The 17,296-nt window shown below is 27.7% G+C and carries 16 protein-coding genes; 1 reads left to right on the top strand and 15 read right to left on the bottom strand.

Annotation, left to right across the window (positions count from 1 at the left end):
• Nucleotides 1-81 precede the first annotated feature (81 nt).
• The 4 genes from codY to AAT22_RS06345 all read right to left on the bottom strand — a co-directional run bounded on the left by codY (nucleotide 82) and on the right by AAT22_RS06345 (nucleotide 5,770).
• Nucleotides 82-858, bottom strand: a complete 777-nt coding sequence (gene codY / locus AAT22_RS06360; protein WP_016206341.1) for a GTP-sensing pleiotropic transcriptional regulator CodY — start codon at nucleotides 856-858, stop codon at nucleotides 82-84.
• A gap of 191 nt (nucleotides 859-1,049) precedes the next feature.
• Complete coding sequence (gene topA / locus AAT22_RS06355; protein WP_047000611.1) at nucleotides 1,050-3,146, bottom strand: type I DNA topoisomerase; 2,097 nt, start codon at nucleotides 3,144-3,146, stop codon at nucleotides 1,050-1,052.
• 46 nt (nucleotides 3,147-3,192) lie between these two features.
• A complete protein-coding gene (gene dprA, locus AAT22_RS06350) occupies nucleotides 3,193-4,230 on the bottom strand; it encodes a DNA-processing protein DprA (protein WP_016206343.1) in 1,038 nt (345 codons plus the stop codon).
• A 16-nt stretch (nucleotides 4,231-4,246) separates the two neighbouring features.
• Nucleotides 4,247-5,770, bottom strand: a complete 1,524-nt coding sequence (locus AAT22_RS06345; protein WP_047000610.1) for a YifB family Mg chelatase-like AAA ATPase — start codon at nucleotides 5,768-5,770, stop codon at nucleotides 4,247-4,249.
• Nucleotides 5,771-5,911: 141 nt separating this feature from the next.
• On the opposite strand from AAT22_RS06345, the gene AAT22_RS06340 reads away from it, so the two are divergent.
• Nucleotides 5,912-6,283: a YraN family protein gene (locus AAT22_RS06340; protein ID WP_047000609.1), complete on the top strand. Its 372-nt coding sequence runs from the start codon at nucleotides 5,912-5,914 to the stop codon at nucleotides 6,281-6,283.
• Between the two features lie 35 nt (nucleotides 6,284-6,318).
• Here the strand turns inward: AAT22_RS06340 and AAT22_RS06335 are convergent, their stop codons facing one another.
• The 11 genes from AAT22_RS06335 to smc all read right to left on the bottom strand — a co-directional run bounded on the left by AAT22_RS06335 (nucleotide 6,319) and on the right by smc (nucleotide 17,161).
• Complete coding sequence (locus tag AAT22_RS06335) at nucleotides 6,319-7,131, bottom strand: ribonuclease HII (protein WP_047000608.1); 813 nt, start codon at nucleotides 7,129-7,131, stop codon at nucleotides 6,319-6,321.
• A 4-nt stretch (nucleotides 7,132-7,135) separates the two neighbouring features.
• Nucleotides 7,136-8,002 carry a ribosome biogenesis GTPase YlqF gene (gene ylqF / locus AAT22_RS06330; RefSeq protein WP_047000607.1) on the bottom strand — a complete coding sequence of 289 codons (867 nt, stop codon included), beginning with the start codon at nucleotides 8,000-8,002 and terminating at the stop codon, nucleotides 7,136-7,138.
• 297 nt (nucleotides 8,003-8,299) lie between these two features.
• Nucleotides 8,300-8,650, bottom strand: coding sequence for a 50S ribosomal protein L19 (rplS, locus tag AAT22_RS06325; RefSeq protein ID WP_016206392.1), 351 nt, complete (start codon nucleotides 8,648-8,650; stop codon nucleotides 8,300-8,302).
• 113 nt (nucleotides 8,651-8,763) lie between these two features.
• The gene (gene trmD / locus AAT22_RS06320) at nucleotides 8,764-9,477 is read right to left on the bottom strand and encodes a tRNA (guanosine(37)-N1)-methyltransferase TrmD (RefSeq protein ID WP_016206393.1); all 714 of its coding nucleotides are present in this window, start codon (nucleotides 9,475-9,477) and stop codon (nucleotides 8,764-8,766) included.
• Nucleotides 9,467-9,964, bottom strand: a complete 498-nt coding sequence (gene rimM, locus AAT22_RS06315) for a ribosome maturation factor RimM (protein ID WP_016206394.1) — start codon at nucleotides 9,962-9,964, stop codon at nucleotides 9,467-9,469. Before rimM ends, trmD begins: the two co-directional genes overlap by 11 nt.
• A gap of 220 nt (nucleotides 9,965-10,184) precedes the next feature.
• Nucleotides 10,185-10,424 (bottom strand): KH domain-containing protein, encoded by a 240-nt coding sequence (locus AAT22_RS06310; RefSeq protein ID WP_016206395.1) that lies wholly within the window; start codon nucleotides 10,422-10,424, stop codon nucleotides 10,185-10,187.
• Between the two features lie 44 nt (nucleotides 10,425-10,468).
• Complete coding sequence (gene rpsP / locus AAT22_RS06305) at nucleotides 10,469-10,714, bottom strand: 30S ribosomal protein S16 (protein ID WP_008678375.1); 246 nt, start codon at nucleotides 10,712-10,714, stop codon at nucleotides 10,469-10,471.
• Nucleotides 10,715-10,749: 35 nt separating this feature from the next.
• Nucleotides 10,750-12,102 carry a signal recognition particle protein gene (ffh, locus tag AAT22_RS06300; protein WP_016206396.1) on the bottom strand — a complete coding sequence of 451 codons (1,353 nt, stop codon included), beginning with the start codon at nucleotides 12,100-12,102 and terminating at the stop codon, nucleotides 10,750-10,752.
• Nucleotides 12,103-12,121: 19 nt separating this feature from the next.
• Entirely contained in the window at nucleotides 12,122-12,451 is a 330-nt protein-coding gene (locus AAT22_RS06295; RefSeq protein ID WP_016206397.1) for a putative DNA-binding protein, read from the bottom strand.
• A 212-nt stretch (nucleotides 12,452-12,663) separates the two neighbouring features.
• Nucleotides 12,664-13,581 (bottom strand): signal recognition particle-docking protein FtsY, encoded by a 918-nt coding sequence (ftsY, locus tag AAT22_RS06290; RefSeq protein ID WP_040436528.1) that lies wholly within the window; start codon nucleotides 13,579-13,581, stop codon nucleotides 12,664-12,666.
• A 16-nt stretch (nucleotides 13,582-13,597) separates the two neighbouring features.
• Complete coding sequence (smc, locus tag AAT22_RS06285) at nucleotides 13,598-17,161, bottom strand: chromosome segregation protein SMC (protein ID WP_047000606.1); 3,564 nt, start codon at nucleotides 17,159-17,161, stop codon at nucleotides 13,598-13,600.
• Between the last annotated feature and the right edge of the window lie 135 nt (nucleotides 17,162-17,296).

Raw genomic sequence — 17,296 nt, 5'->3', positions numbered from 1 at the left:
TAAATTCTTTCAATTTCAAAATATATTTTTTAAAATTTAAAAGCGCCATATTACATTAGTAATTGACGCTTTTATTTTATGTTAATTTATCTTTTTTAATTCGTCTAATAGCTTTTCATTTAAGATTTTTATATGTGTTCCCTTCATCCCAAGTGATCTAGACTCTATTACCCCTGCACTTTCAAATTTTCTAAGTGCATTAACTATAACACTTCTTGTTATTCCAACTTTATCAGCTATCTTAGATGCAACTAGTAATCCTTCATTTCCTTCTAGCTCTCCAAAAATATGCTCTACAGCTTCTAGTTCTGAATATGATAAAGTTCCTATTGCTAATTGTACTACTGCTTTTTTTCTTGCTTCTTCTTCTATTTCAACTTGTTTAGATCTTAGTATTTCCATGCCAACTATAGTGGCACTATATTCAGCTAATACTAAATCTTCATCTGTAAATTTCTCTCCAAATCTTGCAAGCATTAAAGTGCCTAATCTTTCTCTATTACCTATTATAGGAACTATTGTAGTTATTTTATCTTTCATAATACAATTTCCTTGATCTTCAAATACACATAGACCTTTATTTGCTAAATTAGCAATACTTTCATGAATATTTAGTAAATTATCGTTATAATCTTTTGGAAATCTCTTTTCATCTATGACTTGATTTTTCATAACATCACATTCAAAATTTTTCGAAAATGCATATCCAAGTATTTTACCTTTCCTACTTGTTACATAAACATTACATAATAAAACTTCACTTAATAATGCGCATATATCTTCAAAAGCTACAGGATCTGTACCGGATTTTTGTAATATTTTATTCAACATTCTTGTTTTGTTTAATAATGACGACATCCCATCTTCCTCCTATAAATACAATAATAAATTTTTTGAAAATTTAAAATTTTTAAAATTTTCTCAAAATATCTTTATTACTTATTTATACTATCATAGAAGATTTCTATTTTCAACAAATTTCTTGCTATTTTCGACATTTCTGTTGAAAAAGCATTTATTTTAATATTTTATTAATTTGTAATTGATTTCTATTCCTTATTTTCATTATTTTCTTTATTTATTATAATAACTTTATTACAATCAGAATTTGAACACTGAGCATAATTTCCCTTAGTTTTACTATATTTCAAAACCATATAAGAACTACAATCTGGGCATTTATCTTTTAATGGTTCGTTCCAACTTACGAAGTCACATTGTGGATAATTAGAACATCCAAAAAATTTTTTCCCCTTTTTACTTTTCTTTGCTAGAATCTTCCCACCACATTTTGGACAAGGAGCTTCAATTTCTTCCACAATAGGTTTGGCATTTTTACATTCTGGATATCCAGGACATGCTAAGAAATTTCCATATCTTCCACGTTTTATAACCATCATTCGACCACATTTATCACAAGGAACATCGCTTACCTTATCTTCTATAACAACTTTAGAAACTTCTTTTTCAGCTTTATCTATTGCTACTTTTAATGGTTGAAAAAATTCTGCTACAACTTTTCTCCACTCTTCTTCGCCTTCTTCTATGTGATCTAAGTTCTTTTCCATTTCTGCTGTAAAATCTACATCTACTATTTGTTTAAAATATTCACTAAGCATATTATTAACTATAAATCCAAGATCAGTTGGAATTAAGTTTTTCTTTTCTCTCTTAACATAATCTCTACTTAATAATGTAGTTATTGTCGGCACATAAGTACTTGGTCTTCCTATGCCTTTTTCTTCTAATAACTTTACAAACGAAGCTTCACTATATCGTGCTGGTGGTTGAGTAAAATGTTGTTTTCCTTCTATGTCAACTTTATTTAAATCATCATTTTCTTCTAACTTAGGTAATAAAACATCCTCATTATCTTCTTCAGTTGCATATTCATACAACTTCATAAATCCATCAAATTTTATTGTGGATCCGCTTGCTTTGAATTTATAATCACCGTTTCTAATTTCTATACTATTAGTGTTTAATTCACATGAAGCCATTTGGCTCGCCATAAATCTATTCCATATTAAAGAATATAATTTAAACTGTTCTGATGTTAAAGAATTTTTTGCAATTTCCGGCGTTATTTCAATTATTGATGGTCTTATTGCTTCATGAGCATCTTGAATATTTTTCTTTCCTTTATATATTCTAGGTGACTTTGGTGCATAGTCCTTTCCATAATTTAAATTAATAAATTCTAACGCTTTACCTTGTGCCTCATCAGAAATTCTTACTGAATCAGTTCTCATATAAGTTATTAACCCAACTGTACCATAACCCTTAACTTCTACTCCTTCATATAATACTTGAGCTATTGACATAGTTCTTTTAGTCATAAAATTTAGTTTTTTTGATGCTTCTTGTTGAAGTGTACTAGTTGTAAAGGGAGGTAATGGATTTTTCGCCTTAGTACCTTTTTTTACTTTAGTAACTATAAATTTGTCTTTTTTTAGTTCTTCTATTATCTTATCGCTTTCTTCTTTAGTATTTATCTCAATTTTCTTGTTTTTATACTGAACTAATTTTATAGGAAACTTTTTTCTATCTTTAGTTGCTACACAGTCAACAGTCCAATATTCCTTAGGCTCAAATTTATTAATTTCCTCTTCTCTATCACAAATAAGCTTTAAGGCTGCTGATTGAACTCTTCCAGCACTTAATCCCCATTTTATATTTTTCCACAAGATTGGGCTTATTTCATAACCAACTAACCTATCCAATACTCTTCTAGCTTGTTGTGCATCTACTAAGTTGATATTTATTTTTCTAGCCTCTTTTATTGATGATTTTACTGCATTTTTTGTTATTTCATTGAAAACTATTCTACATTTTTCATCTTCTGAAATATTTAATATATTAGCTAAATGCCATGATATTGCTTCTCCCTCACGATCAGGGTCAGTTGCAAGATATACTTTATCAACTTTTTTAGCAGCTTTCTTAAGCTTAGTTATAAGATCGCCTTTTCCTCTTATTGTTATATATTTCGGATTAAAATTATCTTCTATATCAACGCCTAGCTTACTTTTTGGCAAATCTCTCACATGCCCCATGGATGCTTCTACTATATAATTCTTACCAAGATATTTTCCTATAGTCTTAGCCTTTGCAGGTGATTCTACTATTACAAGATTTTGTCCCATACATAAAAACTCCAGTAAATTTTATGGAGTCTACACCCCCTTAAATTCATAATGATTTTGCATAATAATTGCCAGGAAGGCAAATTATTTCATTTCTGTTTTGCATTTCAAATAATAACTCAAACAATACCTTTCTGTCAACATTTACCGATTCTATTATATCATCCAAATGCTTCGGTTCATTATTTATAACATTTAACAAGCAACTTTTCAAACCATTTTTTACCGTTTTTTCATTGTTTTCTTTTTTTATATTAAAAAAATCATATAAATCCTGTAGTTCAGTAAATGGTCTTGCTCCATCTCTTATTAATTTATTACACCCTTCACTATTACCATTTATAATAGGTCCCGGAACAGCCATTATATCTTTTCCCATTTCTAATGCATAATCAACTGTTATTAATGAGCCACTTTTTTTAGTTGCTTCTACTATTATTACTTTTTCACTTATTCCACTTATTATTCTATTTCTTCTTGGAAAATTATACGGCATAGGTGGTGTATTAGGTAAAAATTCTGAAAGTAATAATCCTTCCCTTATAACCTTTTCATAAAGATATCTATTACTTTTAGGATATATAACATCTATTCCACAACCTAATATGCCTATTGTTTTACCTCTAAATTCTAATGAACTTCTTTGTGCAGCTGAATCTATTCCCGATGCTAATCCACTTACAACCGTTACGTTATTTTCACTTAATTCTCTTCCTATAATCTTAGCTACTTCCATACCGTATTGAGTACATTTTCTAGCACCTACTACAGCTCCCAATTTTCCTTTTAATAAATCTATATTTCCTTTATAAAACAATACATATGGAGGATCTATGCTATTTTTTAAACTTTCTGGATAGTCTTTTGACTTAATTGTAATATATCCTATTCCATTATTATTCATGTAATTAATAAAATCTTTAATCATATCCTCTGAAATTACTTTATCTTTTATCTTTTGTAATTCTTTAATATTGTTTTTATATTTCCTAATGTTACTCTCATTTTCATATTCTTGCAATAGTGTATTTTTCTTTTCATTGGATATATTGGTTAAAATAAACCATATTTCATCATTTTTCATGGTAACCACCCTCATACTAAACTATTTCTCCATCCACATTTTTTCTATATCCTAAAGCTTCAAAAATATGATAATCTTGAATTTTTTCTGAGCCTTCTAAATCAGCTATAGTCCTTGAAACTTTTATAATTTTATCATATCCTCTCATAGTTAAATTAAGTTTTTCATAGTGTATTTTTAGTATTTTTTTGGCTTCTTCTGATAAATTAAATAAATTTTCTATATCCCTGCCTTTTACCTCCGAATTATAATTATACTCACTTTTTTTATACCTATCTCTTTGTATTTCTCTTGCTTTTAGCACTCTTTTCTTCATTTTTTCAGAACTTAAACTATCTTTTCTTTTAGAAATATCTTCATATTTTAAACGTGGTACATAATTCAACAAATCTATTCGATCTAATAAGGCTCTAGATAATCTATTTAAATATCTTTTTCTATCACTTTCTGAACAAGTACATCTATTTTCATCAATTCCATTTAAAAATAACCCACATGGACAAGGATTAAAGGCCCCTACAAGCAAAAAATTAGATGGAAGCTTGTATGTTCCATTAATTCTATTTATATTTATTACTTTTTCTTCTAGAGGCTCTCTTAAAACTTCTAAAACATCCCTTTTAAATTCTAATATTTCATCTAAAAATAATATTCCATTATGAGCTAAAGTTATTTCTCCTGCTTTTATTTCTTTTCCTCCTCCAACTAAAGCTATTTTTGTTATTGTATGATGAGGATTTCTAAAAGGTCTAATAACTCCCTCATCCCCTGAAAATATGCCAGATGCACTATATATTTTAGCAATTTCCATTTCTTCTTTATATGTAAGAGGAGGTAAGATAGATGGTAGTGCTTTAGCAAGCATTGTTTTCCCCGCTCCCGGCGACCCATAAAGTAATATATTATGTTTTCCAGCAGCTGCTATCTCCATTGCTCTTTTTGATGTTTTTTGTCCTATAATATCTGAATAATCTAAATAAGTTTTATTATATTTTTTAGCTTCTTCTTCAAATGTAAATGGTAATAAATCTCCGTTATTAATAAAAGAAACAACTTCTTTTAATGTTTTAAAAGGATAAAAATTTCCTATATTAAATGATCTTAATTCTTTTAAATTATTTAACGGAAAAATAAAGTTATTTTTTTTATTACTTTCTCCCTCAAAAATTATTGGTAATATTCCCTTTATTTCTTTTAATTCTCCACCTAGAGAAAGTTCTCCAAATACTATAAAATCTCTGAGATCTTTATTACATATTTGATTTGATTTCATAAGTATTCCAAGGGCAATTGGTAAATCAAGTAATGATCCTATTTTTTTTATATCTGCTGGAGCTAAATTTATAGTTATTCTTCCTAATGGAAAATCAAATCCACTATTTACTATTGCAGAACGTACTCTTTCTTTTGATTCCTTTATCGAAGCATCAGGAAGACCAACGATACTAAAACTTGGCATTCCTTTGTTTATATCTACTTCAACATTTATAAGTATCCCATCAAGTCCATTGTGAGTAGCACTTATTATCTCTATTGACATCATTATCACCTCTTAAACATTATTGACACTATAATTTAATTATTAAACATTTATTTCATATGATTTAATATATTATTTTTGTCAATATTATAAGATGGTTATATTTTTATACAATTTTTAAAATTCTTATGGTGGTGTATTATGAGTAAATATAATAAGAGTATAGGCTGTTATGGTGAAGACTTAGCTTCTTCTTACTTAATATCTAAAGGCTATTATTTATTAAGTAAAAATTTTAAAAATAAATATGGAGAAATTGATTTGATATTCAGATATGAGGGAATGATTATTTTTGTAGAAGTAAAAAGTAGGTACAATTACTCCTATGGGTTACCATTAGAAGCTGTTACCTACTACAAACAAAAACAAATAATTAATTTATGCAAATTTTATATCCTTACAAAAAAACTTTTTAATTATAATTGTAGATTTGATGTTGTTGAAGTTTATTTTAATAAAGATAATGAGTCATACTTTTTAAATCATATAGAAGATGCTTTTAGAGGATATTAAATATATACATATCAAAACAAAACTAAATATTTATATTAAAGAATATTTTTCAAAAATGATCTTCTATGTATTCTACACGGGCCAAAATTCTTCAAACCTTCTATGTGCTTACTAGTACCATATCCAGCATTTTCTTCAAATGCATAATATGGATAGTCCTTTGCATATTCTTTCATTAAATCATCTCTATATACCTTTGCTAAAATAGATGCTGCTGCTATAGATGCTGACTTTGCATCACCCTTTATTACAGATTTATTAGGAATATTAATTCCTTTTATTAAATAACCATCTGATAAAATAAGATTAGGCTTTATTTTCATAGATGTGCAAGCTTCTAAAAATATCTTATTATTACAATAAGATATTCCTTTTTTATCTATTTCTTCATTTGAGCTTTCCGATATATGATATGCCAATGCTTTTTCCTTTATAAGTTCTGCTAATTCTTCTCTTTTCTTTTCTGATAATTTTTTAGAGTCATTTAACCAAAGTATAAGCTCATCATCAATTATATTTAAATCTAATATAACTGCGCAAGATACTATAGGACCTGCAAGTGGACCTCTTCCAACTTCATCAACTCCTGCTATAAACTGATAATTTCCAAATCCTTTATCAAAGTTATACATATTTTTTACTCTTTGAATTTCTTTGATTATTTTTTCCTTTTGCTTAAATAATTTATCCGCTAAAGATTTAACATTTTTTCTCTCATCCAAGTAAAGTTTATCTATTAAATATCTTATTTCATCATTGTTTTTTTCTTCAAATATATTAATATCATCTATATAAGATTTTATTTCTTTATAACTTAATGATTTAATATCATTGTTTAATAAATTCATTAACTTACTCTCCCATTACTTCTTCATTTGGCAGTTCAAGTGAGATATTACCTATTTTACCACCTCTAAATTCATCTAAAAGAATTACAGCTATTCTATTATAATCTATTTCTCCACCTTTAATTAAACAACCTCTTCTTCTTGCTATGCTATTTAAGGTCTCAAGAGGGTCTTCATTTATTTCATCAATCTTATATCTATCTTTTAATTTATTTCCATAAAAGACTTGAAGTCTTTTTACCAAATTATATGCAAGCTCTTCTACATCCATTATTTCATCTTTAATAGCACCTGTAAATGCTAAGTTAAGAGCAGTTTTTTCATCCTCAAATTTAGGCCATAAAACTCCGGGCGTATCTAACATCTCAATATCCATTTTGGTTTTTATCCATTGTTTACTCTTTGTAACTCCAGGTCTATCTCCAGTCTTTGCTATATTATTTTTGGCCATCTTATTTATAAAAGTAGATTTACCTACATTTGGTATCCCTACTACCATGACTCTCATTTGTATCTTTACTAAACCTTTAGACTTTAACCTATCATGCTTTTCTTTAAGTAATAAATCTAAAGTTGGTTTAATTTGATTTAATCCCTTTCCATTTAAACAATTTACTTCTATTACTTTTACATTTTCTGAGGATAAATAGTTCATCCACATTTTTGTCACTTTAGCTTCTGATAAATCACTCTTATTTAAAAGTATTACCCTTGGTTTTCCTTCGCAAAGCTTATCTATATCTGGATTGGCAGAACTTCTTGGTATTCTAGCATCTCTTATTTCAATTATTGCATCTACTAACTTTAAATTTTCTTTTATTTCTCTTTGAGTTTTTTTCATATGTCCTGGAAACCAATTTATTGTAGGCATATTAAAATTCCTCCCTATCTATTTTACTATTTGTATTATATCCATTTGTATTATCTATATATCTATCTTTAAAAGTTTAATTTCTATAAACTCTTTTCACTTTAAAGTAAAAGAGTTGACATATATAAATTTTCTTATTTCCTAACTTCACTTCAAATTAATATAAACTTATATATACCTTGACAATTAAACGCAGGAAATTATAAAAAGTTGTTAAAAGAATAGACCTTTTATAATTTCTTAAAAATAAGAAAAAGGGACTTATAAAAGTCCCTTACTTAATCATTAGATAATATATTATCTAACGTTTAATTCTTTAACTTTAGCAGCTTTACCTACTCTATCTCTTAAGTAGAATAACTTAGCTCTTCTAACTTTACCTTTTCTTGAAACTTCCATTCTATCAATGATTGGAGAGTTCATTGGGAAAGTTCTTTCTACTCCAGTTCCGTAAGCAACTCTTCTTACAGTGAAAGTTTCTCTTAATCCACCGTTTTGCTTCTTAATAACTGTTCCTTCAAACATTTGTATTCTTTCTCTTGTACCTTCTTTAATTTTAACGTAAACTTTAACAGTATCTCCTACGTTGAAATTTGGAAGATCACTTCTCATTTGTTCTGCTTCAATAGCTCTTATTATTTCATTCATTGTGTAGTCCCTCCTTAAATTTATATTAGACGTTCTTAACAAATACTTGACAGAGGACCGCCCGTACTAACACAAAGGTTATTTTAACATAAGTTATGTTATATTTCAATAATTTATTTGTATTTTTCTAGTATTTTTTTATCTTCTTTAGTCAGAAGTATTTTATCATATAAATCTTTTCTTTTTCTTTTAGTTATTATTAGAGCTTGAGCTCTTCTCCATTTTCTTATATTTTCATGATGACCCGAAAGTAGTACTTCTGGTACTTTATCTCCTTCAAATTCTTCTGGTCTTGTATATTGTGGATACTCAAGTAATCCATCTGAAAATGATTCATCCATATAACTTTCTTCTTTACCTAAAACACCATTTTTTAACCTTAAAATTGAATCTATCACAGGAACAGCTGCCATTTCACCACCAGTTAATATAAAATCTCCTAATGATATTTCTAAATCTATATGTTTATATACTCTTTCATCAATTCCTTCATAATGACCACATATAAATATTAGTTCATCTTCTTTAGATAACTCTTTAGCAATATCTTGATTAAAAGTTTTACCTCTAGGGCCTAAAAAAATAACTTTCCCTTTATTATTTTTTTTACAATATCTTATAGAATCTACTAATGGTTGAGGAGTCATTACCATTCCAGCTCCTCCACCATAAGGATAATCATCTACTTTTTTATGCCTACTCAATGTAAAATCCCTTATATTTATTGCATCTATTTCTACAAGTTTTTTTTCTTTAGCTTTCCCTATTATACTGTGATTAAATATATCAAACATTTCAGGAAATAATGTAAGAATATTAATCCTCATCTTGCCATTCTCCTACTGGTTTAATTATTATTTTTCTATTATCTATATTTATATCTGTAACAATTTCTAATAATACAGGAATTAATAATTCTTTAGGTTTTCTTATCCAATAAACATCATTATTCTTTGTTTGTATTACATCATAAACTTCCCCCAAAGATTTACCACTTGTATCATAAACATTACATCCTATTATATCTGCAATATAATATGTATCTTCTTCTAATGGAACTGCATATTCTCTTGGAATTTCCATATATTTATTTTTATATTTTTCTGCTTCTTCTATAGAATCAATTCCTTCTATTTTCACTATTACCCTATCTTTTTGAAATTTACAACCTTGAATTTTTCTTTCTACTCCATCTATTAATACAAAATCTAAATCATTATATCTTTTGGGATCATCAGTTAAAGCTATAACTTTTACTTCTCCTTTTAATCCATGAGTATTTACTATTTTTCCAACTCTTAAAATATCCCTCATTTTTTGCACCTCTTTTTATTAAATTATTTATTTTAATTTATCTATTTAGCTTAGTATTGTCCATATATACTAAAGTTAAAACACTACTTTAAACTCAGTATATTTAATATTTCTAATATTTCTATAATCCTTAGTAGATACATTAGAAATACTACAATTAATTTATTTATCTATGTCTTTATTTATAGTAATTGTATGTTTAAAAAGAGTTAGGATTACCCTAACTCTTTACATCAATAATTTCAACTACTACTTTTTTGTCTTCTTTCATTGCTGCTGCTTTTATAACAGTTCTAATAGCTTTAGCTATTCTTCCCTGCTTACCAATTACTTTTCCCATATCTGCAGGAGCAACCTTTAGTTCCAGAATAATTGATTGCTCTCCTTGGATTTCATTTACATGAACTTCATTTGGATTCTCTACAAGAGATTTAGCTATAATTTCAATTAATTCCTTCATAAACACCTGTAATTACATTAATTACAGAGTTCACCTCCTAAAAATTACTTATTTAATCCTGCTTGAGCAAAAAGTCTCTTAACTACATCTGTAGGTTGAGCTCCATTTTGTACCCATTTAGTAGCTTTTTCTTCATTGATTTTAACTTCAGCTGGTTCAGTTAAAGGATTGTAATATCCTATTTCTTCGATGAATCTACCATCTCTTGGTGCTCTTGAATCAGCAACTACTATTCTATAGAAAGGAGCTTTTTTAGCACCCATTCTTCTTAATCTGATTTTTACTGCCATGTATTTCACCTCCTTTTAAAGTGTGTATTTTTATATTAACTCATAAAAGGTAATTTACCAAAAAAACCTTTTTTAGATTTCTTTTGAAATGATTTCATTTGTTTCATTTGCTTTCTCATCATATCAAAGCCCTTAATGAGTTTATTAACTTCTTGCAATGATGTTCCTGAACCCTTAGCAATTCTCTTTTTTCTTGAAGATGATCCAGCTATTAGCTTTGGATTTCTTCTTTCTTTTGGAGTCATTGAGTGGATTATAGCTTTTACTCTACCTAATTGTTTTTCACCAGCATCAAAATCTATATCCTTCATTTCCTTTGGCATTCCAGGAAGCATTTCCATTATTTTGCTTAAAGACCCAAGCTTTTTCATTTGTTCCATAGCTGTCAAATAATCTTCATAAGTAAAATCATTTTCCATCATTTTTGAACTTAATTCTTGTGCTTCTTTATCGTCAAAGGCTTGCTGAGCTTTTTCTATTAGCGAAAGAACATCTCCCATTCCTAATATTCTTGAAGCCATTCTATCTGGATAGAAAACTTCAAAATCACTCATTTTTTCACCTACACCAATAAACTTAATTGGTTTTTCAGTAATATGTCTAATTGATAAAGCGGCTCCACCTCTTGTATCACCATCTAGCTTTGTTAATATAACTCCTGATACATCTAAGGAATCATTAAAACTTTCTGCAACATTTACAGCATCTTGGCCTGTCATTGCATCTACTACAAGTAATATTTCTTGAGGTTTTACTTCTTCCTTTATAGATTTAAGTTCTCCCATAAGATTTTCATCTATATGAAGTCTACCAGCTGTATCTATTATTATTACATTATTCCCATTTTCCCTAGCATGAACTATACCGGCTTTAGCAATATCAACAGGATTAACTTTATCTCCCATTTGGAAAACCGGAATATCTATTTGCTTTCCAACTACCTCTAATTGTTTAATAGCTGCTGGTCTATATATATCACATGCTACTAGAAGAGGTCTCTTATTTTGTTTTCTAAGTTGTAATGCAAGCTTTCCACTCATAGTAGTTTTACCTGCTCCTTGCAAGCCAACCATCATTATTATTGTTGGACCTACAGAGTTAAATTCTAATTTGCTTTCACTACCTCCCATAAGATCAGTAAGTTCATCGTTAACAATTTTTATAACTTGTTGAGCTGGAGTTAAGCTTTCTAAAACCTCATTTCCAACACACTTTTCACTGACACTTGAAATAAACTTTTTAACAACTTTAAAGTTAACATCAGCTTCAAGTAACGCAAGTTTTACTTCTCTCATGGCCTCTTTTATATCTTTTTCAGTTAGCTTTCCTTTGCCCTTAAGCTTTTTGAAAGCTTCCTGCAATTTATCTGATAAACCTTCAAAAGCCACGTTAAACCCTCCTATGATTTTATAAATCTTTTAATATACTTTTATATTTATTATAGTCCTCTTCAGAAATTGAATATTTATCTTTTATTTCTTCAAGAAAACTTATAATTATCTTTTCTTGACTAAAACTTTTTTTAAGTAAATTAAGTTTACTTTCATAGGATAGAAACTGTTTATAACATCTCTTTATTAAATCATGGATCGCTTGACGACTTGTGTTATTCAATTCAGCAATTTCAGCTAAGGATAAATCCTCATTATAATAAAGCTCCATAATTTTATACTGTTTTTCTGTTAGTAATGAACCGTATAAATCCATTAATAATGAAATCTCAACCCTATCTTCCATTTCATCACCTTACCCACAAAAGAGATTTTAACAAAACAATTCTATGCTGTCAAGTATTTTTACTTAACACCCTACAAAAAATTTAAAATTGAAAATGTAGAATGTAGAATTAAGGAAATAACTTAACTTTGCTAAGTTATAGATTTTAATGAAATTCAGCAAAAGCTGAATTTCCGCCTTAATTTTACACTTTTCATTTTACATTCTTCTTTCTAGAACAGTGCTTCTGCAAATCCTTCTGCATCAAATTCTTGAAGATCTTCTATTCCTTCTCCTACGCCTATATATCTAACAGGTATATTTAATGTATTTTTAATAGAAATTACAACTCCACCCTTTGCAGTTCCATCTAATTTAGTTAATATTATACCATCTATAGGGCAAGCCTCCATAAATTGTTTTGCTTGAACTACTGCATTTTGTCCTGTTGTTGCATCTAAAACCAATAAGGTTTCTTTGTGCGCATTACTAAATTCTCTATCTATTATTCTACCTATTTTTGATAACTCATCCATAAGATTTTTCTTGTTATGAAGTCTTCCTGCTGTATCGCATATTAATAAATCTATATTTCTTGACTTTGCTGCATTTACAGCATCAAAAACTACCGCCGCTGGATCAGAACCTTCCATATGTTTTATTATATCAACTCCTGCCCTTTGGCTCCATACTTCCAATTGATCTATAGCAGCTGCTCTAAATGTATCTGCCGCTGCAAGTAACACTTTTTTACCTTCTTGCTTGTTTTTTGCTGCAAGTTTTCCTATTGAAGTAGTCTTACCTACTCCGTTTACACCTATAACTAATAATATTTCTTTATCACTAGTTTTACTTTCTTCTTTTTCTTCTGTACCTTCTAAAAGAATATCTCTTATTACAGATTTTAATGCTGGATAAACTTCATTTGGGTCATTAATTTTTTCTTTTCTTATCTTTGCTTTTAATCTATCTATAATTTCTATTGTTGTATCCATTCCTATATCAGACATAACTAAAATTTCTTCTAGTTCTTCATATAAGTCCTCGTCTATAGTAATAGCTAATTTTAATGTTTCATTTATTTTATCAGTTAAAGCATTTTTAGTCTTTGAAAGTCCTGATTTTAAATTATCAAATATTTTTCCAAATATATCCATAATTTACCTCCTAATTATCTTTACTTAAGTCAACTGAAACTACCTTTGATACTCCTTTTTCCTCCATAGTTACTCCATACATAATATCACTTGCTTCCATAGTTCCTTTTCTATGAGTAATTACTATGAATTGAATATTTTCAGAGAATTGTTTCAAGAATTCTGCATACCTATATACATTTGCATCATCTAAAGCTGCTTCAATTTCATCTAATATACAAAATGGTGTTGGCTTCATTTTCAATATCGCAAATAATAATGCAATTGCTGAAAGTACTTTTTCTCCACCTGACATTAGATTTATATTTTGAAGTTTTTTACCTGGTGGCTGAACATTTATTTCTATATTAGCTGTAAGTTCATCACCTTCACCTAAAATAAGTTCTGCTGTTCCTCCTTTAAATAAATCTTTAAAAGTTTCGTTAAAGTTTGCATTAAGTACTTTAAAATTTTTTCTAAAAAGCTCTTGCATTTTTGTAGTCATTTCATTAATAACTGTCGTAAGTTCATCTTTTGCTTTATTTAAATCTTCTTCTTGCGATGACATAAATTCATATTTTTCACAAACTTCTTCATATTCTACAATTGCCGCTAGATTTACGGTTCCAAGAGCTGTGATTTGAGACTTTAATTTAAATATTTCATCTCTAACTTTTGAAACATTCTCTATCTCTAATGCAATTTCTATAGCTTCTGCTAAAGTTAAACTTAGCTCTTCATTTAACCTCTTATAATTATTTTCTCTTTCACTTTCTATTTTAGCATATGATATTTCTCTTTTACTTAATTCATTTTCTAATACTCTTAATATTTCTATTAACTCATTAGCTTCCCCATCTCTTATTTTTAACTTATCTTTTAAAGTTATTCTTTTAATATCGTCAGATTTAAATATATTCTCAAGATTATTTAATCTATTATTAATTTCATTAATTAAATTTATATCTTTATCTATTTGATTTCTTAAAGAAATTATAGTACTTTCTCTTTCTTTGTTTTCTAATTTAAACTTCAATATTTTTTCTTCTTTTTCTCTCTCTTCTTTTTCTTTTCTTTTAAGCTCAGATTCTTTTCCATAAACAACTTCATCTAATGCTGCCTTGTTTATTTTAATTTGTATAGATTCATCTTTTAATTTATCAAACTTCTCTTTCTTTTCTTTTAATAAATCTTCATAAGATAAAATATTATCTCTATTTTTTTTATTATTTATCTCTAGATTTTTTAATGATTCCTCTTTATTTTTTATTTCTTCTTTTAATTTATTTAAATTTTCATTGTTTAAAGAAATTTCTTTTTTTGAAACTTCAAAAGAATTTCTAAGTTTAACTCCTTCATTTTCCAAGGACTTTATTTCACTTTCAAATCTTGTTATATCAATTGTCTTCCCATGAACTTCATCACTTTTATTTAAATTTTCCTCATCTATTAATTTTGCTTCTTCTTTTATCTTATTTAAATAATCATATTCTAAAGAGTATCTATCTTTACTTTCCATTATACTTTTTTGCAACTCTTGAAGTTCTCTTCTTCTTCCTAATATACTTGAATTGTTTTTCTTATAAATACTTCCTCCCGTAAGAGCTCCACCAGGGCTAATTACCTCTCCATCTAATGTAACTATCTTAAGCTTATAATTACCAATCCTTGATATCTTTAAAGCAGATTCCATATCTTTAGCAATTATTGTTTTACCTAATGAATAATCAATTACTTCTTTAAATTTACTATCAAAACTAATCAAATCAGATGCTAGTCCTAAAAAACCTGAAATGTCTTTTATATTATTAGATATATTTAATCTATTTCCCTTAATAATATTTAAAGGTAAAAAAGTTGCTCGTCCTAAAGAATTTTTCTTGAGATACTCTATTAACAGCTTTGCAGTATTTTCATCATCAGTTATTATATTTGAAATAGCTCCCCCTAAAGATATCTCTATAGCAGTTTCATATTCCTTGTTGACACTAAATACTTCACCCAACACCTTAGTACCTTTTCCATATGCTATTTGTCCATTTTCTATTCTTTCCATTAATCTTTTTACAGAGAGTTGATAACCTTCATAGCTTTTTTCTAAGTCTTTTAAAGTGGTTAATTTCCCTTCTAAAGTATTTATGTTTTTAGATATTTCCCTTATAATATTTTCTTTTTTTGTTATATCGCCAATTAAACTTGAAAGCCTTTTCTTATTTTCAATTATAATATTTCTTAAATTTTCTCTTTCTTTTTGAGTTTCTTCTATATTTTTTCTTAATCCTATAATTGTGGCTAAGTTAATACTTATATTTCCTTCTAAAGTCTTTAAAGTATTCTCACCATTTAATCCTAACTCTTCTTTATTTAGTATTTCTTTATTTAATAAAGAAATACTATTATTGGTTTCTGAAATCTTTCTTAATAACTCAAATTCTTCATTTTTGAAATACTCTATTTCTCTTTCTATTCTTTGAATTTCTTTTTTTAAATCATATATTTCATTTTCCAACCTCTTAATATCATTTTCTTTTTGAAGTTGCTCCTGTATTTTTTCCTCAAGTTCTTTAGCTATATTCTCTTTTTCTTTTCTAGAATCTTCTAAATTATCTTCTAAATTCTTTATTTCCTCTAAATCTTTTTCTATTATTTCTTCTAGATTTTTAATTCTTTCTTTAAGTATTTCTATATTATTTAGACTTTGATTTACTTCCTCCTTTTTAATATAATATTCACTTTTTTCTTGACTATTTTTATTCTCTAATTCTTCTATTTTTACTTCTAAATCTAAAACTTCTTCTTTATATATTTTTAATTTATTTCTTTTAGTTTCTATGTCACATTTTTTATTACTTATTTCTTCACTTATGTTATTAATATCTTTATCTATTCTTTTTATATTATCAACTAAAACAGAAACTTCTTTAACTTTAAGATCTTCTGCTAGAAGTTTGTACTTTAAAGCCTTTTCTCTTTCTACTTTTAATGGCTCAATTCTTTCTTCATAAGTTGAGATTATATCTCTTATCCTAATTAAATTATTTTCTGTATTGGCTAGTTTTCTTTCTGCTTCCTCTTTTCTTGACTTAAATTTAACTATACCTGCTGCTTCTTCTAGTAAGGCTCTCCTATCTTCTGCTTTTCCACTTAATATAGCTTCTATTTTACCTTGTCCAATAAGCGAGTATCCTTCCTTGCCTATTCCTGTATCCATAAACAAGCTATTAATATCTTTTAATCTACACTTTTGATTATTTATTAAATATTCGGTTTCTCCAGATCTAAATATTCTCCTTGTTACTGTTACTTCAGAGTAATCAGTATCTAATGAATTATCTGAGTTATCTAACGTAAGTGAAACCTGAGCTAGTCCAACCGGTTTTCTAAATTGAGTTCCTGCAAAAATGACATCTTCCATTTTCCCACCCCTAAGGGTTTTTACACTTTGTTCTCCAAGAACCCAACGAACTGAATCAGATATATTACTTTTCCCACTACCATTTGGTCCTACTACTGCTGTTACTCCCTTTTTAAACTTTAATTGGGTCTTGTCTGCAAAAGATTTAAACCCTCTTATTTCTATGGATTTTAAAAACATAGATGCACTCCTTATCTATATCAATGATACTAATAGACTCATTGAAAACATGATTGCTAAAATTATAGTAATTATATATATCATTTTTTGTCTCGTTTGTTTTTTCATAATTACCACTCCTATTCTTATTTAAGT

The organism is Clostridium sp. C8, assembly GCF_001010885.1.
In the GTDB taxonomy this organism is placed as follows: Bacteria; Bacillota; Clostridia; order Clostridiales; family Clostridiaceae; genus Clostridium; species Clostridium sartagoforme.
This window is presented reverse-complemented; position numbering and strand designations above follow the sequence as displayed.